This is a genomic window from Mesobaculum littorinae (assembly GCF_004011175.1).
Taxonomy (GTDB): Bacteria; Pseudomonadota; Alphaproteobacteria; order Rhodobacterales; family Rhodobacteraceae; genus Tranquillimonas; species Tranquillimonas littorinae.
This window is the reverse complement of record NZ_RQXX01000007.1, coordinates 83,432-99,633: the sequence shown is the minus strand read 5'-3', so window position 1 is coordinate 99,633 and position 16,202 is coordinate 83,432. Positions and strand designations below refer to the sequence as shown.

The following is a 16,202-nucleotide window of genomic DNA, read 5'->3' as shown; positions in this document are numbered from 1 at the left end:
CAAAACCGGGGACCACGCTCGGCCAGACGCTCAGCTCCGGCCGGACAACCGCGCCAGCGCGTCCGCGTGAATCTGCGCATTGGCCGCGGCAACGACCCGGCCGCCCTGGTGCGCCGGGCCGCCCTGCCAGTCGGTGACGACGCCGCCGGCGGCCTCGATCACCGCCAGAGGTCCCTGGATGTCGTAGGATTGCAGGCCCGCCTCGATCACCAGATCGATCTGCCCGGCCGCCAGCAACGCATAAGCGTAGCAATCCATGCCGTAGCGCACCAGTCGCGCCGCCTCGGCCACGCGGGTGAACCCGGCACGCTCGTCGGTCGTGCCGACCTCGGGAAAGGTGGTGAAGACGATGGCCTGATCCAGCGGACGCGCGGGCCGGGTGCGCAGATCCGCGCGCCCCTGCGGCCCGTCGCACCAAGCCGCTCCGAACCCGCCGAAGAACCGTTCGCCGATATAGGGCTGGTCGATGACCCCCAACTCGGGCCCGCCATCGCGCCCGACGGCGATCAGCACGCCCCAGGTGGGCGTGCCGGACAGAAAGCCGCGGGTGCCGTCGACCGGGTCCAGAACCCATGTCCACCCTGAGCGCCCTTCGGTCGCGCCGAACTCTTCGCCGAAGATCGCATCATCCGGGCGGCGCGCGGCGAGGATCTCGCGCATCGCCGTCTCGGCCTCGCGGTCGGCGGCGGTCACGGGGTCGAACCCCTCGCCCGCCTTGTTGTCGGCGTCGAGATCCGCGCGACGGAAATGGCGCAACGTGGCGACGCGCGCGGCATCCGCCAAGGCGAGCGCGGTTTCTCTCAGCTCATGCTGCGTCGCGGCGTCGGGCAATCCGGGCATCACGCCCTCCGGGCAGCGACGCACCCCGCGCGGCACGCCGGACCGGACCGGACGGCACGCGCGGCGGCTGGACGAGTCGGCAGGTGCGGATCAGGCAACGTCGCTCAGCACCCGGGCCAGATCGAACAGACGGCGGCGCTGGTTCTCGGGAATCGCGTAATAGGACCGGACCAGTTCCAGCGCTTCCTTGTCGGCAAGAATATCGCCCGGCATGGTCGCGGGGGCCTCGTCCTTCTGCTCGGACAGGCCTTCGAAGAAGAAGGCGACCGGCACCTCCAGCGCATCGGCGATGTCCCACAGGCGCGAGGCGCTGATGCGGTTCATGCCGGTTTCGTATTTCTGGATCTGCTGGAACTTGATTCCAACCTTCTCGGCCAGCTGCTGCTGCGTCATGCCGACCATCCAGCGCCGGTGGCGCACTCGCTTGCCGACGTGGACGTCCACCGGGTGTTTCATAATCACTCTCTCCTTTGGCTCCGTGCCGAGCCGAAATGCAGGCGCGGATGCGGGCGCCGCCTTCCTCTGGTCCATATTCAATCAAAACGTCAACAAATTCAGCCAAGAAAAGTTAAGGCTCTGCGCAATGCCGAGTTTGCAGTACTCGACCTGTGCGGTTTTCCCGACCAAACGCTTCAATCACTACGCGCATAAAATCCGAACCCGTCCCTTATTCCACGCGGTCGCCCGACAGGCGAGCGTTTCCCGAAGCACCCTCGCGTCATCGGCAGTCGCCCGCCAATGCCGCCCCCGGGCATATGCCGGTCAGGAGACCGCACCGCAGTGCCGGGCCGGGATGCCGGGGTCGCCCGCGCCGTGATCACGCCAGCAGATAGTGCTGGCGGACAAGCTCTGCAAAGCGCTGCGGCACCTCGCCGCGGGCGAGGTCCGACATGTAAAGATTGATGCGTTGCTGACCCAGGTCCGGCAGGGCACCGCCATGGGCAATGACCTCGGTATGCGGCGGCTCGCTACCCGCGATCATGGCGTGAATGGCAAGATCGGCGCTGACGATCGCCTCGATCGCCCGGTCGGAATCCGATTCGACGGCCAGTTCCCACGCAATGTCGGCCGCGTCGAGCGCCCGCAGCGCGCCCGAGCGGAAGATGCAATGCGCCCCGAAGGCCACACGTACCGGACGCCCGCGCCACGCGGCCCCGCCCGGGGCACCGACCCAGACCAGGGGCCGGCGGATCAGCGTCTCGCCGCCCGGATCGCATCCATCCTCGGTGGTCAGGATGAAATCGCATTCGCCGCGGGCAAACATCGCCTTGAGGTTGCGGGTGAAGGACGACACCAGGTTGACGCGCATTCTCGGAAATTCCGACGCAAAGGCCTGAAGAACCCGCGGGATGGCCGGATAGACGATGTCGTGCGGCACGCCCAGCACCAGCTCGCCCTCGAAGGCGCTGTCGCTCATCCGGCCGATCACCTCGTCATTCAGCTCGATCATCCGCCGGGCATAGCCCAGAAGCTGATCGCCCGCCCCGGTCAGCGCCAGACTGCGCGCCGACCGGTTGAAGAGGCTCGCCCCCAAGGACTCCTCCAGCCGTTTCAGCTGCATCGAGACCGCCGACTGGGTGAGATTCAGAAAGCCCGAGGCCTTGGTCACCCCGCCGGTATCGGCAACAGCCACGAAGGACCGAAGGGCGGTCAGGTCGAGGTTGCGCGGCATATCAATCCTCGTGATGCATCACGTCATGAACAATCGTTTTTCATGATACAAAGTTTTCGGCATAACATCAATCAAGTTGATGCACCGCGCATTTTTCATCACATCCAGTTAAGGAGTCTGTTCCATGTCCGCCATCTCGTTCCTACGCCGTCTGCCCCTGACCGGCGGCTATGCCTCGTCTTCCCGGCGCCCGCGTCCGGGGCTGCGCTATGCGCTGGCCATCTTCCGCGAACGGCGGCATCTGGAGGATCTGGACGACGCGCTTTTGCGTGACATCGGCCTCACCCGCGAGGCGGCCCGGAGCGAGGCCGCGCGCCCCTTGTGGGACGTGCCCACGCGCTGGCGCAGGTAAAGGGGCGCGTCCTCTCAGCGACATCCGGTCACGCCGTGGTTATCCCCGCGCGAAGTGCTTGAAAACCACGCCCGGCTTTCCGATATTCCTACGGAACGCGGCCCTTGCCCCAGCGGCGGGATTTCTGCGTGAGCGTAACCTTTTTGGAGGCTATCCATGGCAGACTATCAGACGATCCGCGCCGGTGCCGGTGTTCGCACCGCGCAGATCGACGCGGGTCTTCGGGCCCATATGAACAAGGTCTACGGCACGATGTCCGTCGGCATGCTCATCACCGCGCTTTCGGCCTGGGCATTCGCCGGGCTGGCGGTGACTGGCGGGCTTGAGGGCGAGATCGCGCTTAGCCAGTTCGGCCAGGCAATCTACGCCTCGCCGCTGAAATGGCTGATCATGTTCGCCCCGCTCATCATGGTCTTCGCCTTCGGGGCGGTGATCAACAAGCTGACCGCCGCCGCCGCACAGCTGTACTTCTACGCCTTCGCGATGCTGATGGGCCTGTCACTGTCGTCGATCTTCCTCGTCTACACCGGCGTGTCGATCGCGCAGACCTTCCTCATCACCGCGATCTCCTTCGCGGGCCTGTCGCTGTGGGGCTACACCACGAAGAAGGACATCTCGGGCTGGGGCAGCTTCCTGATCATGGGCGTGATCGGCCTGATCGTCGCGTCGCTGGTGAACATCTTCCTCGCCAGCCCCGCGATCAACTTCGCGATCTCGGCTCTGGGCGTTCTGATCTTCGCAGGCCTCACCGCCTACGACACGCAGCGGATCAAGACGGACTACATCCAGCACGCGCAGGTCGCGGACAAGGAATGGCTGGGCAAGTCGGCGATCATGGGGGCGCTGAACCTCTATCTCGACTTCATCAACCTGTTCATGTTCCTGCTGCAGTTCCTCGGCAATCGCGAGTGATCTTCACGCATCGGACCTGACGGTCCCACCCCGCCAGCCCCTAAGGCTGGCGGTTTTTTTTGTGCCGTGGGGCAGCCCTTGGACAGCTGTGTCCAACCGGCTGCGCCCGGCCGCAACGATGCCCTGCTTCGGGACGCGAACCGTTATCGGAGAGGGTCTGGCGGGCGTGCCGATACGCCGTCCGCCATCGCGACCGGTCCCGCACGCCCCGTGGGAGGCGCAAGGATACCGCGGCCCTACGATCGGGGCACCGCTCGACCATCCAAGACAGCCCGCCGTCGGCGGTCCATCATCGGCACGTCGGGCCAAAACGGAAAAAGCCGCGCGGGCGACCGCGCGGCTTGTGCTCTGTCCGTCGGACCGGCAGGATCTTACTTGATCTTGCCTTCCTTGTATTCGACGTGCTTGCGCGCGACAGGATCATATTTCTTGATCGACATCTTTTCGGTCATCGTGCGCGCGTTTTTCTTGGTCACGTAGAAGTGGCCGGTATCCGCCGTCGAGTTGAGACGGATCTTGATCGTGGTCGGCTTCGCCATGGGTCTCTCCTCGTCCGGCACCCGGTCATGGGGCGCCCGGTCAGCAAAGGTACAAAACTCTGAAGCCCGCCTTTTACGCACGCCTGCCGCGGTGTCAACCGTCTAGCCACGTTCCCGCACGGCCCGCAGTGTCAGGTCGCCGGGCAGGCCCCGCCTCCGCTGGCAAGGGGCGGGGGTTGGCGTCTCCACCTCGCCCCCATCGTTCTAGATCGGCGTCCCCGCGGAATCCCAGGCACGGCCCCCTCCCGCCCCGAGACGGACGCGATGGCAAGGCGCAGCGCCCCCTAACCGGCCGGGCCGTGGCGCGGACCGGTCCGCAGCGGGCCAGAGATACTCCAGAGCGCAGCCCTTGACCGTCAGAGCCGCCGAAAGCCGGGGCCTTCGCGCACCACACCGCACGGAACCGACACGCGCGCCGGCGGCGTCGGCATCAGGATCGGAGTCGGTAGACTCCGCAAGGAGGTCAGCGCCGGGCGGCCGGGCGCATCGGTGGCGGTCGTTTCGACGGGACCAGGCGAGGCGGAACCTGCGGGTCATGCCCCGTCACGCACGACGCTCTCTGCGCTTACGAGCCGGGAGAAGCGGAACGGGCATGGGAAGAATCATATTTGCGCGGATGGCCTGTAAGCCGGATTCTGTCCCGAGCGCCCAAAGGCGCCCATGGATGACCATTCATCTGGTCCCGCCCTTGCGGACGGGATCCTGCTGCCAACCCGGATTCCTGGGCCGAAGCAAAGCCCTGGACCGCCCCGCAAGGGGGCCGCATCCGCGGAATCCCTATTCGGCATTGCTCCCGGTGGGGCTTGCCGTGCCGGCCCGGTTACCCGGCCCGCGGTGGGCTCTTACCCCACCGTTTCACCCTGACCTGCCCCGGGGGGCAGGCGGTCTGTTTTCTGTGGCGCTTTCCGTCGGGTTACCCCGCCCGGGCGTTACCCGGCACCGTCGCTTCGTGGAGTCCGGACTTTCCTCACCCCGAGGGGTGCGGCCATCCGGCCATCCGCGCCCGGCGGGCTTAGGCGGTGGGGGCGCCCCGGTCAACGGGAAAGGCACGGGCGACAGCTTCGGCCACCGCGACGTCCTGCGCGTCCAGTGCGCCGCGCGCCCAAGGACGGAAGCGGAGGCGGAACGCCGCAAGGCAGACGTCGGGCGCGACATCGGCAGGATATCCCACGGCGGTGCAGGCCGCGGCAAAGCGGGCCTCCGCCACGGGCGGCGCGGCCCCGGGGGCCGATACAGCCGCGACGTCCGGCCACACCGCCTGCCCTTGGCGCGCCAGTCGCCGCCAGTCAAACCGGGGACCGGGATCGACCTTGCGGCCCGGCGCCATGTCGGAATGCCCGATGACACGGGCGGGCGGGATGTGCCAGCGCGCACGGATCCCCGCGATCAGGTCGACCAGCGCGCGCATCTGCGGTTCGGGGAACGGCGAGCGCCCGTCATTGGCCAGCTCGATCCCGATCGAGCGCGAATTGACATCGCGCACCGGGCCCCAGGCTCCCGCGCCCGCATGCCAGGCCCGCAAGGCCTCGGGCACCATCTGGACCAGCATGCCCCGCGCGTCGATCAGGTAATGCGCCGACACCTCGGCCGCGGGCTGGCAGAGACGATGCAGCGCGGCCGTGGCAGACGCCATCGCGGTAAAGTGGATCACGATCAGGTCCGGCCGCGCCCCGCCGCGACGTTCGCCGCAGTTGGGCGAGGGATGCCAGATCGCGCTGGCACGCTCCGGGGGCGAATTACCGGCGGCGAACTGCGGCAGCGGCGGAAGCGTCTGCATGGCGGCTTGGGCCCGGGGAGCCGCCATAATGGCCCCGGCCCCCGCTGGCGCACCGGAAGCCCCGGGTATGCTCGGGGCGTCCGGGATCAGTTGCGGGCCGCCTGGCGATAGGGCGCCGGGTCCCAGCTGCAGGCAAAGCCATCGCCATCGGGATCGACGCCCAACCGGTCACGGTCTGGGCCGCCTTCGCGCAGGAACGCCGTCTGGGCAAGGTCGGGCGAGGCATAGGCGGCGCAGGCGCGGGCGTATTTCTCCTGGCTCTTGAAGCCGAAGCGCGAATAGACCTTCTGCCCGCGCTGGTTCGAGGTCGAAAGCGCGTATTGCACCACGTTCGGCCCGGTATCGCCCGGGCGCGTCGGAACGGCAGTGGGCTGGATCACGCGGTAGGCCTCGCGCTGCGCCTCAAGCCGGGCGCGGTCGGATTCGATCGATTCGCGGGCCGCAACGGCCTTGAAATCCTGCTCGTCGGAAATGCCCGGGTTATTCAGGTCGACCTCGGCGCCGATTCCGACACCAGCGCCCAGAGGCGGCAAGGCGCCCCCGGTCGACCCCCCGGTCGTCCCAGCTCCGGAACCTGTCCCCGTCCCTGCGGGCGGCGGCGTCACGGTGGCAGTGGCCGATCCCACGGGCAGGCCCGCGGCGCTTAGCTCCTCGGACGAGATGACCTGGGTGCGGCCCGACGTGGCGGCCCCGCCCGAAGCGCCGCCGCTCGCTCCCGCACCGGCGGGAAAGCCGGCCGCGGCAGGTGCCTGACCGGTGCGCAGTTCCGAATCGCGGGCGGCGCGGCTGCGTTCATAGCTTTGATAGTCAGAGAACCCGACCCCTGCCGCGCTGTCGGGGATCGACGGCGCGCAGGCCGTCAAAGCCAAAAGAGCGACAACTCCGCTGATGATCCGCATGTGCCCTTACCGCTCGCTTACCATTTCTTTACGAACGACGTGTTTACCACCAACGCGCGGGTTTGGAAACAAATCCGGCCGCACGTTCCAGTGCGTAGGCGGTGTTCAGCAGGTCGCCCTCTTCCCACGGCCGCCCGATCAGTTGCAGGCCCAGTGGCAGCCCCTTGCGATCCGTCCCCGCGGGCACCGAAATCCCCGGCAGCCCGGCCAGGTTCACCGTGACCGTGAACACGTCGTTGAGGTACATCTGCACCGGATCCGCCTCGGCCATCGCGCCCAGCGCGAAGGCGGCCGAGGGCGTGGTGGGCGTCAGGATCGCATCGACCCCGTCGGCGAACACCGTCTCGAAATCCCGCTTGATCAGCGTGCGCACCTTGCGGGCGCGGTTGTAATAGGCGTCGTAGAAGCCCGCCGACAGCACGTAGGTGCCGACCATCACCCGGCGCTTGACCTCGTCGCCGAAGCCCTCGGCACGGGTCTTTTCGTACATCTCGGTCACGCCGTCGCCCTGCCCCAGGCTGGCGCGGTGGCCGAAGCGGACCCCGTCATAGCGGGCGAGGTTCGACGACGCCTCGGCCGGCGCGATGACGTAGTAGGTGGGCAGCGCGTACTTGGTGTGCGGCAGGGTGATGTCGCGGATCTCGGCACCGGCGTCCTGCAGCATCTCGCGGCCACGGGTCCACAGCGTCTCGATCTCCTCGGGCATGCCGTCCATGCGATATTCGCGGGGAATGCCGATGACCTTGCCGCGGATGTCGCCCGTCAGCGCGGCCTCGAAATCGGGGACGGGAATGTCGGCCGAGGTCGAATCCATCGGGTCGTGCCCGGCCATCGCCTGCAACAGGATGGCCGCGTCGCGCACGTCCTTCGTCATCGGGCCCGCCTGGTCCAGCGACGAGGCGAAGGCCACGATGCCCCAGCGCGAACAGCGCCCGTAGGTGGGCTTCAGCCCCGTCGTGCCGGTCAGCGCGGCGGGCTGGCGGATCGACCCGCCGGTATCGGTGCCGGTGGCGGCAAGGCAGAGATCCGCCGCGACCGCCGCCGCCGACCCGCCCGAAGAGCCGCCGGGCGTCAGCTCGGCCGTCTCGCCCTCGCCGCGCCAGGGGTTCACGACCTTGCCGTAGACGCTGGTCTCGTTCGACGAGCCCATGGCGAATTCGTCCATGTTGAGCTTGCCCAGCATCACCGCGCCCGCATCGCGCAGCTTCTGCGTGACGGTCGATTCGTAGGCAGGGCGGAACCCGTCGAGGATGCGGCTGGCCGCCTGGCTGGGCACGCCTTCGGTGCAGAAGAGGTCCTTGATGCCCAGCGGCAGGCCGTTCAGCGCGGGCGCTCCGTCACCCCGGCGGGCATCGGCGGCGCGCGCACGCTCAAGCGCGATGTCGGGCGTCATGTGGGCATAGGCGTTCAAGGCGACAGCCTCTCCGGCGGCCTTCAGGCAAGCCTCGGTCAGTTCGACCGAGGTCACGTCGCCCTTCTGCAGCGCATCGCGGGCGGCGGCGAGGGTCAGGGTATTGGGCTGCGTCATCACTCGACCACCTTCGGCACGGCAAAAAAGCCCTCGCGGGCGTCGGGGGCGTTCGACAGGATCTTGTCGGGCATCCCGCCCGTCGTCACCACGTCGTCGCGGCGGCAAAGCCGCATCGGCGTAACGCCGGTCATCGGCTCGACGCCGTCGACATCGACCTCACCCAATTGCTCGACAAAGCCGAGGATGGCGTTGAACTCCTGCGCAAGCGCGGGCAGCTCCTCCTCAGGGACGGCGATGCGGGCGAGCTTGGCGACCTTGCGGGCGGTCTCGGTATCGATGGACATGGGCGGTTCGCTCCGTTGCAGGAAGACCGGCCCGGCTTTAGCGAAGCGCGGGCGCGGCTTCAAGGCGCCCCCCGAAGATGGCCGCCATGATCTTCCCCAGAATGCCGGAGATAGACCTCGATCATCCAACCCAGCATGACGGCGTTCAGGATGTGCCACATCGGGTGCGTCCCCAGCGGCCACGCCTCGCACAACGGCATGTCGAGCGACCGGAAGGTCAGCGACAGCGTCAGTAGCGCGGCGCCCAGCCCCAGCCCGCGCGCGGTCGCCGGGCTGCGGCGGCGCAGCGCCACGGCATAGGCCGCGATCAACAGCGGCACGGGCCAATAGACGGCCGAGATCGCGATCCCCGGGATCGCCCGCAGGACCGGCGTCAGCGCCGCGGCATAGGGCAGGAATGCCAGGGTGCCCAGCAGCGCGGCCCAGGGCGGCATGTTCCAGAAGCGGCGGTTCGCAGCGAAGATGTAGAGCAGGATGAAGCCCAGGATCGGAAGCACGTCGGCCAGCGAGGCCCAGGCCGTCGCGTGGGTGTGAAACAGGAAGGATCCAACGCCGATCACCCCCAGCACCGCGGCCATGCCCCGCGCCATCGGCACCCCGCGGCTGCGCCGCCACAGGATCAGCGCGGCGATCACGAAGGCCGCGTTGGTCACCGCGTTCACGGGCTCGGCCCAGTAGCCCGGGCCCAGCCGTTCGCAATAGCCGTCGATCTGCCGTGTCCAGTCCATGTTCCCGGCCCTTCTTCATCCGCACGGGGTCACCCCGCCCGCGCCCGTATCAGATGTCCGGCTTAGCCGACTTTCCAGTCCGGTCGCTGACCCAGATCGCATTTGCAGGGAAAAGCTGCCGTTTGCGCCCCATGCGGCGAAGGTCGGGTACGAGCCCTAAGCGACCGTCACGCTGAAGCCTGAAATACCGCTAGCACCTCAAGGTGCCGAGGTGCCGTCTTTCGCACGCGTGTCGGCACTCGGCGATCGCCCGAAGGTGCGCAGGAACGCCTGGGAAAACGCGCTTTGCGATTGGTAGCCGACGGCATGGGCAACGTCGGCGACGGTGGTTTCGCCCTGAAGCAACCGTCTGCGTGCGAGAGTCAGGCGCCAGGAGCGCAAATACGATAGCGGCGGCTGACCGATGCGACGACAGAATTCTGCCGAGAACGCGGCCCGTGACATTCCGGCGACAGCCGCAAGTTGGGCCACGGTCCAGGCGCGTGCGACGTCGGCGTGAAGGGCCTGCAGGGCTCTGCCGATCCGCGGATCGGACAGCGCACCGAACCATCCGCATTGTGCAGATCCGGCCTGCTCGGCATGGGCGCGAAATGTCTCGACCAGCAGAAGGTCTGCCAAGCGCGCGCCCACGATCGTGGACCCGATCGCCTCTCGCTCGATCTCTTGCGACATGAAGGACAGGACGATCGAGATGACATCGGCCCCTGCGGTGTGGCGCTGGACAAGGAGGAAGTCCGGCAACATGTCCAGCAGGAAATCGCCGCTCGGCCCTGAAAAGGTGACTGTTCCGCCGATCGAGACCACCTCATCCCCGCCGAGGCGGACAAAGTCCCGACGGGGATCCTCAAAGAGGTGCCGCCCGTCCTGTGGCACCAGCGTCGAGTCACTGGAAACGGCATAGTCCGTGGTGCCGATCAGGCAGATATCCCCGGCCTGCATTAGGTGCGGCGCGCGCCCTGCGGCCTGCATCCAGCACTTCCCTTGCAGCAAGGCCACGAATTTCAACCGGTCCAGTGCGGGGAAAGACAGCGCCCAGTCCCCGGAAGCCTCCAGACGGGTCTGCCGTGTCACGCGGGCGCCGAGCACTTCAAGAACGTCAGAGAGCGGATCGGGCCGAAACGTAGACGATTGCGACAAAATCATGGACCTACTGACATCGATAATCTTGCGAAGGTGCCATAGATCCGTGGCAAGCGAAATAGACCGAAGGGCCGCAACTCATGACACTCGAAGGCAAAGTGGTCGCCATCACCGGCGCAAGCAGCGGCATCGGGCATGCCACGGCGACACTGCTGGCGGCCCGGGGCGCTGCGGTGGTGCTGGGTGCTCGCCGCGAACAGATCCTTGAACAGCTGGTCGCCGAGATCACCGCCGAGGGTGGCAAGGCCGCCCACAAGGCGACGGACGTGCGCCGCCGTGCTGACCTCGAAGCCCTCGTGGAAGCCGCGGTCCAAAGGTTCGGCAGGCTCGATGCCATCGTCAACAATGCCGGGATTGGTCCGATCTCGCGCTTCGACGCGCTGCGGGTCGAGGAGTGGGACGCGATGATCGATGTGAACCTGCGCGGCACGCTCTACGGAATCGCGGCCGCCCTTCCGGTCTTCATCCGGCAGGACTGCGGGCATGTCATCAACGTCGTGTCCACGGCCGGGCTGAAGATCCTGCCGACGATGGGAGTCTATGCCGCGACCAAGAATGCAGTGCGAACGGCGACCGAGGCGCTGAGGCAGGAAGCGGGGCCGAACCTGCGGGTGACCGAGGTGTCTCCAGGCATGGTTTCGACAAACTTCACGCAGACCATAACGGACCCCTCGGTCAAGGAGATGATCGACGGTCGAATGGGTGATATCGGAATGGCCCCGGAGGCGATCGCTCGAGCCGTCCTCTATGCGCTCGAACAACCGGCAGATGTCGAGGTTGGGAGTATCGTGGTTCGGCCAACAGCACAGGGCTAACGGAGTTGGCGAACGGGTGGTTTGTCTGCAAAGCACACACGCCCGCGGGGCGGGTCGGACATGCATGGCAACTGAATCAAGGTTTCTTGGCTCGGCCTCTCGACGACATCCAGAAATCCAAGGGGTCGGGTCGCTTTTGCAGAGGGTTCGACAGCCCCTGCCCGTAGCCCCCGGCCCGCGTTCGACGCGGTCAGCGGCGCCGCGGGCGTGACAAGCCGTCCGCGTCCGCTAGTCTTTCGCCCCGAAAGCGATAGCGGAGCACGACATGAAAATCATCTGGCTCGGACATGCCAGCCTGCGGATCGAGATCGGGGATCAGGTTCTGCTGATCGACCCATGGCTGGACGGCAACCCCGCGTTCCCCGACGGCCTTCGCGGCGCCGCGCTCGCGGGCGTGACGGCGATCCTCGTCACCCACGCGCATGGTGACCACGCAAGCGAGGTGCCGCAGATCGCGCGCGAGACCGGCGCCCCCGTCTACGGCATCGTCGAGTTGATGAACTGGTGGGACAAGACCGAGGGGCTGGACACCACGGGCTTCAACCGCGGGGGGACGGTGGCGCTTGGCGACGTGCGGGTGACGATGGTCAACGCCACGCATTCCTCGGCGATCACGACCGAGGACGGGCCGCTCTACATGGGGGGCGAATCTGGGTTCATGATCCGCGGCGAGGGGCGGACGATCTACGTTTCGGGCGATACCGACATCATGGCCGACATGGCCTGGATGGGCGAATACCACCGCCCCGACATCGGCATCCTGTCCGCCGGCGGTCATTTCACGATGGACATGGAGATGGCGGCCTTCGTGGCGACGAAGTACTTCAACTTCACCACGGTCATTCCCTACCACTACAAGACCTTCCCCCTGCTCGCCCAATCCGCGAAACCGCTGATCGAGGCGTTGCCCGGCACCGACGTGCGCGAGCCCGAGGTGATGCAGGCCATCGACATCTGATCGGCCGAGAGGTCGCGCGGCAGGCCCTAGGGGAGGGCCGCGCGATCACTCCGCAGCCGACCGATCCGGTCGGTCGGCGCCAAAGGGCCGCCCCCCGGCGCACTCAGCGTCCTTTGGCGGCGTTCCGAGGCTGTCCGCGGGTGGATCTTTTGACGCTCGCAGCCGGGGCCATAGACGAGATGAACCGCGCGGCTACGAATCCCCGTCATCAGGATAAGCCGGGACAGAAGCGGCCGGCGTCGGGTCCGAGGTCGCGTGATCGCGAACCATGGACGCCCAGCCGCGCCCCGGCCTCCCCCTCCGGGCGGGTGACCGAGACAGGGCTTCGCCCGTCCGCTCCAGCCCCACCGGCGGGGGTCCGGGACGGCGCTCACTCCCCGTAGGGTATCCAGATGGTCTTGACCTCGGTCGCGGCGGTCAGGAACTCGCTCCCCTCGCCCGCCGGCGTCAGCCAGTCGCGCGCGCGTCCGTGGTTCACCCAAGTCCGCTTGAGGTTGCCGGCCGACTCGCGCTCGATCAGCGCCGACACGTCGGTCGAGGAGAAGCTCCAGACCGCGTCGATGTCGAAATGGCCCGCCATTTCTCCGGCGAGATCGCCGTGCGCGCCCGTGAGGATATTGACCACCCCCGCAGGCACGTCCGAGGTGTCGAGCACCTGATAGAAATCCGTCGCCGCCAGCGGATAGGCCTCGGAGGCGAGCGTCACCACCCGGTTGCCCATCGCGATGGCGGGCGCCACGACCGACACGAGGCCCAGAAGCGGCGCTTCGTCGGGCGCGATCTGGCCGATCACCCCCACGGGTTCGTTCATCGCCAAAGCCACGCCGCGGATCGGCACGCCCTTGGCGGCACCGTCGAACTTGTCGGCCCAGGCAGCCCAGGTGAAAAGCCGGTCGATCGCGGTCTCGACCTCGGCCTCGGTCTCTTTCGCCTTGGCGCCGGTCAGCGCGCCCAGACGTTCGACGAACTCGGCCCGCCGCGCCCAGAGGTTCTCGCCCACGTAGTAGAGGATCTGCGCGCGGGCATGCCCGGTGGTGCGCGCCCAGGCCTTCGCGCCGCGCGCGGCCTCGACCGCGTTGCGCAGGTCCTTGCGGTTGGCCTGCCCCACGTGGCCCAGCAGCGGCCCGCCCTTCGCGCCGAAGACGGGGCGCGAATAGCCCCCGTCGGGCCGCGCCTGCTTGCCGCCGATATACAGCTTCGCCGTCCGGTCCATCTCGGGCGCGTCGTAGCGCGCGGGTGCGGGCGTGGGCAGTACCGGCTTCAGCGGCGGTGCCTTGGCGCGGGCGCGGGTGTAGGCCTGGAGCCCCTCCCACCCCCCTTCGCGGCCGAAGCCCGATTCGCGAACGCCGCCGAACCCGGCCGCCGCGTCGAAGAGGTTGGTGGCGTTCACCCACACGACCCCCGCCGCGAGCTTGGGCGCGATGTCGAGGGCGAGGTTCACGTTCTCGGTCCAGACCGTCGCGGCCAGCCCGTAGCGCGTGTCGTTGGCCAGGCTCACCGCCTCGGCCGGCGTGCGGAAGGTGGTCGAGACGAGCACGGGACCGAAGATCTCTTCCTGCATCAGCCGGTCCGAGCTTGCGAGCCCGGTGATCAGCGTGGGCGGGTAGAACGATCCCCCCTCCGGCAGCGCAGCGGAACTGCGATGCACCTCGCCCGCGGTGCCCGAGACCAGCTGCGTGATCCGGTCCAGCTGCGCGGGGTCGACGATGGCGCCCACGTCGATCGCCTTGTCCAGCGGATTGCCGACGCGCAGCTTTTCCATCCGCGCGATCAGCTTGGCATGGAAGACCTCCGCGACGTTTTCCTGCACCAGCAGGCGCGACCCGGCGCAGCAGACCTGCCCGCCGTTGAACCAGATCGCATCGACCAGCCCCTCGACCGCGCTGTCCAGATCGGCATCATCGAAGACGACGTAAGGCGACTTCCCTCCGAGTTCGAGCGTCAGGGACTTGCCCGTCCCCGCCGTCGCCTCGCGGATCTTGCGCCCCACGTCGGTCGAACCGGTAAAGGCGATCTTGTCGACCTCGGCCGCGACCAGCGCGGCACCGGTGTCGCCATCGCCGGTGACGATGTTCACGACCCCCTTGGGCAGCCCGGCCTCGCGGCAGATCTCGGCGAAATAGAGCGCGGTCAGCGGCGTGTACTCGGCAGGCTTCAGCACGACGGTGTTGCCCATCGCCAGCGCCGGCGCGATCTTCCACGACAGCATCAGCAGCGGAAAGTTCCACGGCACGATCTGACCGCAGACGCCCAAGGGCGCCACGCCCGGCAGTTCGCTGTCCTGCAACTGCGCCATGCCCGCGTGATAGTAGAAATGCCGCGCCACCAGCGGCACGTCGATATCGCGGCTTTCGCGGATCGGCTTGCCGGTGTCGAGGCTTTCCAGCACGGCGAACATCCGCGCGTGTTTCTGCACCAGACGGGCCAGCGCATAGAGCATCCGCGCCCGCCCCTTGCCGCCCAGGTCGGCCCAGGGCCCTTGCGCCTTGCGCGCGGCCTTGACCGCGGCGGCGACATCCTCGGGCGTCCCTTGGGCGATCCGCGCCAGCGTCTCCCCCGTCGCGGGGTTGCGGGTATCGAACGCGGTCTTGCCGGGTTCGGTGAAGCTGCCGCCGATGAAGTGGCCGAAGCGACGCGCGCCGCCGTCCAGCCAATCCATCGCCTCGCCGGCGCTTTCCGGGGCGGGGCCGTACTCCATGGTCTCGAAGATCTGCGAAATGGTCATGCTGCGGTGTCTTTCGTGGATGGGCCCCGGCGGGCGGCGGCACGGGCCCGGCGCCCGCGCCGCGCGCAACCCGGATCAGGCCTGCGGATGGCGATGCGCGGCCGAATAGCGGCCGGTCACGTGATGTTCGAGCTGGCGTTCGATATCGCCCAGCAGCGACGAGGCGCCAAAGCGGAAGAGGTCGGGCGACAGCCACGCATCGCCCAGCTCGTCCTTGACCAGCGCAAGGTAGGTCAGCGCGTCCTTCGCCTTGGAAATCCCGCCCGCGGGCTTGTAGCCCACGCGGAAGCCGGTCGCCGCCTCGTAGTCGCGGATCGCCCGCATCATCACCAAGCTGACGGGAAGCGTGGCGTTCACCCCCTCCTTCCCGGTCGAGGTCTTGATGAAATCCGCGCCCGCCATCATGCAGACCCAGCTGGCCCGCGCCACGTTGCGCAGCGTGCCCAGCTCGCCCGTAGCGAGGATCGCCTTGACATGCGCCTGGCCGCAGGCCTCGCGGAAGGCGCGCATCTCGTCGTAAAGCGCCTGCCAGTCGCCGGTCAGGACGTGGCGGCGCGAGATCACGATGTCGATCTCGGATGCGCCTGCCGCGACGCTCTCGCCGATCTCGGCCAGGCGCAGGTGAAAGGGCGAAAGGCCCGCGGGAAACCCCGTCGACACCGCGGCCACCGGAATGCCGGATCCGTGGAGCGCGCGAACGGCCGGCGCCACCATGTCGTGGTAGACGCAGACGGCGCCGGTGGTCAGCCCCGGGACGCCGAGGGCGTCGAGGATATCCGCCCGCACCGGCTGCCGCGCCTTGGCGCAAAGCCGCCGAACCCGGCCCTCGGTATCGTCGCCCGAAAGCGTGGTCAGGTCGATCAGGCTGATCGCCTTCAGAAGCCACGCCGCCTGCCAGTCCTTCTTGACCGACCGGCGCCCCGGCAGCGTCGCCGCGCGACGCTCGATCGCCGAGGTGTTGGCCGCCTGTGCCCGGATCCGCGACAAATCCAGTGCCGTGCCCGCGTTGCGCGGCGCGCCCGCGTGCATC

At 67.9% G+C, this 16,202-nt stretch carries 16 protein-coding genes and 1 other RNA gene; 4 read left to right on the top strand and 13 right to left on the bottom strand.

The genetic code is table 11. The features are described from left to right. Positions 1–30: 30 nt before the first annotated feature. The 3 genes from EKE94_RS16430 to EKE94_RS16420 form a co-directional block, all read right to left on the bottom strand. Positions 31–840: an inositol monophosphatase family protein gene (locus EKE94_RS16430; protein ID WP_127907718.1), complete on the bottom strand. Its 810-nt coding sequence runs from the start codon at positions 838–840 to the stop codon at positions 31–33. A 90-nt stretch (positions 841–930) separates the two neighbouring features. Continuing rightward, positions 931–1,296: a helix-turn-helix domain-containing protein gene (locus EKE94_RS16425; protein WP_127907717.1), complete on the bottom strand. Its 366-nt coding sequence runs from the start codon at positions 1,294–1,296 to the stop codon at positions 931–933. A gap of 361 nt (positions 1,297–1,657) precedes the next feature. Next, complete coding sequence (locus EKE94_RS16420) at positions 1,658–2,512, bottom strand: LysR family transcriptional regulator (protein ID WP_127907716.1); 855 nt, start codon at positions 2,510–2,512, stop codon at positions 1,658–1,660. A gap of 124 nt (positions 2,513–2,636) precedes the next feature. Here EKE94_RS16420 and EKE94_RS16415 point away from each other — a divergent pair, with 124 nt between their 5' ends. After that, on the top strand, positions 2,637–2,864 hold the full coding sequence (locus EKE94_RS16415; protein WP_127907715.1) for a DUF1127 domain-containing protein: 228 nt from the start codon (positions 2,637–2,639) through the stop codon (positions 2,862–2,864). 156 nt (positions 2,865–3,020) lie between these two features. Beyond that, positions 3,021–3,776 carry a Bax inhibitor-1/YccA family protein gene (locus EKE94_RS16410; RefSeq protein WP_127907714.1) on the top strand — a complete coding sequence of 252 codons (756 nt, stop codon included), beginning with the start codon at positions 3,021–3,023 and terminating at the stop codon, positions 3,774–3,776. 371 nt (positions 3,777–4,147) lie between these two features. Here EKE94_RS16410 and rpmG read toward each other — a convergent pair whose 3' ends face one another. The 8 genes from rpmG to EKE94_RS16370 form a co-directional block, all read right to left on the bottom strand. Continuing rightward, a complete protein-coding gene (gene rpmG / locus EKE94_RS16405) occupies positions 4,148–4,315 on the bottom strand; it encodes a 50S ribosomal protein L33 (RefSeq protein ID WP_127907713.1) in 168 nt (55 codons plus the stop codon). Positions 4,316–4,923: 608 nt separating this feature from the next. Beyond that, positions 4,924–5,316: RNase P RNA component class A (gene rnpB, locus EKE94_RS16400), an RNA gene on the bottom strand. An 11-nt stretch (positions 5,317–5,327) separates the two neighbouring features. Further along, positions 5,328–6,092 (bottom strand): N-acetylmuramoyl-L-alanine amidase, encoded by a 765-nt coding sequence (locus EKE94_RS16395; protein ID WP_127907712.1) that lies wholly within the window; start codon positions 6,090–6,092, stop codon positions 5,328–5,330. A gap of 86 nt (positions 6,093–6,178) precedes the next feature. Then, positions 6,179–6,991 (bottom strand): hypothetical protein, encoded by an 813-nt coding sequence (locus tag EKE94_RS16390; RefSeq protein WP_127907711.1) that lies wholly within the window; start codon positions 6,989–6,991, stop codon positions 6,179–6,181. Between the two features lie 43 nt (positions 6,992–7,034). Then, on the bottom strand, positions 7,035–8,519 hold the full coding sequence (gene gatA / locus EKE94_RS16385; protein ID WP_127907710.1) for an Asp-tRNA(Asn)/Glu-tRNA(Gln) amidotransferase subunit GatA: 1,485 nt from the start codon (positions 8,517–8,519) through the stop codon (positions 7,035–7,037). Further along, positions 8,519–8,806 carry an Asp-tRNA(Asn)/Glu-tRNA(Gln) amidotransferase subunit GatC gene (gene gatC, locus EKE94_RS16380; RefSeq protein WP_127907709.1) on the bottom strand — a complete coding sequence of 96 codons (288 nt, stop codon included), beginning with the start codon at positions 8,804–8,806 and terminating at the stop codon, positions 8,519–8,521. Before gatC ends, gatA begins: the two co-directional genes overlap by 1 nt. 59 nt (positions 8,807–8,865) lie before the next feature. Then, positions 8,866–9,534: a ceramidase domain-containing protein gene (locus EKE94_RS16375; RefSeq protein WP_127907708.1), complete on the bottom strand. Its 669-nt coding sequence runs from the start codon at positions 9,532–9,534 to the stop codon at positions 8,866–8,868. Between the two features lie 198 nt (positions 9,535–9,732). Beyond that, the gene (locus EKE94_RS16370) at positions 9,733–10,677 is read right to left on the bottom strand and encodes an AraC family transcriptional regulator (protein ID WP_127907707.1); all 945 of its coding nucleotides are present in this window, start codon (positions 10,675–10,677) and stop codon (positions 9,733–9,735) included. Positions 10,678–10,754: 77 nt separating this feature from the next. Here EKE94_RS16370 and EKE94_RS16365 point away from each other — a divergent pair, with 77 nt between their 5' ends. Both EKE94_RS16365 and EKE94_RS16360 read left to right on the top strand, forming a co-directional pair. Next, on the top strand, positions 10,755–11,489 hold the full coding sequence (locus EKE94_RS16365) for an SDR family oxidoreductase (RefSeq protein ID WP_127907706.1): 735 nt from the start codon (positions 10,755–10,757) through the stop codon (positions 11,487–11,489). A 265-nt stretch (positions 11,490–11,754) separates the two neighbouring features. Next, the gene (locus EKE94_RS16360) at positions 11,755–12,447 is read left to right on the top strand and encodes a metal-dependent hydrolase (protein ID WP_127907705.1); all 693 of its coding nucleotides are present in this window, start codon (positions 11,755–11,757) and stop codon (positions 12,445–12,447) included. Positions 12,448–12,817: 370 nt separating this feature from the next. On the opposite strand, the gene EKE94_RS16355 is transcribed toward EKE94_RS16360, so the two are convergent. After that, entirely contained in the window at positions 12,818–15,172 is a 2,355-nt protein-coding gene (locus tag EKE94_RS16355; RefSeq protein WP_127907704.1) for an aldehyde dehydrogenase family protein, read from the bottom strand. 75 nt (positions 15,173–15,247) lie between these two features. Beyond that, positions 15,248–16,201: a deoxyribose-phosphate aldolase gene (gene deoC / locus EKE94_RS16350; RefSeq protein ID WP_127907765.1), complete on the bottom strand. Its 954-nt coding sequence runs from the start codon at positions 16,199–16,201 to the stop codon at positions 15,248–15,250. Position 16,202: the final 1 nt, after the last annotated feature.

Coding starts and splice junctions, on each gene's coding strand:
- EKE94_RS16430 (WP_127907718.1), bottom strand. CDS start 840: ATGCCCGGATTGCCCGACGCCGCGACGCAGCATGAGCTGAGAGAAACC.
- EKE94_RS16425 (WP_127907717.1), bottom strand. CDS start 1,296: ATGAAACACCCGGTGGACGTCCACGTCGGCAAGCGAGTGCGCCACCGG.
- EKE94_RS16420 (WP_127907716.1), bottom strand. CDS start 2,512: ATGCCGCGCAACCTCGACCTGACCGCCCTTCGGTCCTTCGTGGCTGTT.
- EKE94_RS16415 (WP_127907715.1), top strand. CDS start 2,637: ATGTCCGCCATCTCGTTCCTACGCCGTCTGCCCCTGACCGGCGGCTAT.
- EKE94_RS16410 (WP_127907714.1), top strand. CDS start 3,021: ATGGCAGACTATCAGACGATCCGCGCCGGTGCCGGTGTTCGCACCGCG.
- rpmG (WP_127907713.1), bottom strand. CDS start 4,315: ATGGCGAAGCCGACCACGATCAAGATCCGTCTCAACTCGACGGCGGAT.
- EKE94_RS16395 (WP_127907712.1), bottom strand. CDS start 6,092: ATGCAGACGCTTCCGCCGCTGCCGCAGTTCGCCGCCGGTAATTCGCCC.
- EKE94_RS16390 (WP_127907711.1), bottom strand. CDS start 6,991: ATGCGGATCATCAGCGGAGTTGTCGCTCTTTTGGCTTTGACGGCCTGC.
- gatA (WP_127907710.1), bottom strand. CDS start 8,519: ATGACGCAGCCCAATACCCTGACCCTCGCCGCCGCCCGCGATGCGCTG.
- gatC (WP_127907709.1), bottom strand. CDS start 8,806: ATGTCCATCGATACCGAGACCGCCCGCAAGGTCGCCAAGCTCGCCCGC.
- EKE94_RS16375 (WP_127907708.1), bottom strand. CDS start 9,534: ATGGACTGGACACGGCAGATCGACGGCTATTGCGAACGGCTGGGCCCG.
- EKE94_RS16370 (WP_127907707.1), bottom strand. CDS start 10,677: ATGATTTTGTCGCAATCGTCTACGTTTCGGCCCGATCCGCTCTCTGAC.
- EKE94_RS16365 (WP_127907706.1), top strand. CDS start 10,755: ATGACACTCGAAGGCAAAGTGGTCGCCATCACCGGCGCAAGCAGCGGC.
- EKE94_RS16360 (WP_127907705.1), top strand. CDS start 11,755: ATGAAAATCATCTGGCTCGGACATGCCAGCCTGCGGATCGAGATCGGG.
- EKE94_RS16355 (WP_127907704.1), bottom strand. CDS start 15,172: ATGACCATTTCGCAGATCTTCGAGACCATGGAGTACGGCCCCGCCCCG.
- deoC (WP_127907765.1), bottom strand. CDS start 16,201: ATGCACGCGGGCGCGCCGCGCAACGCGGGCACGGCACTGGATTTGTCG.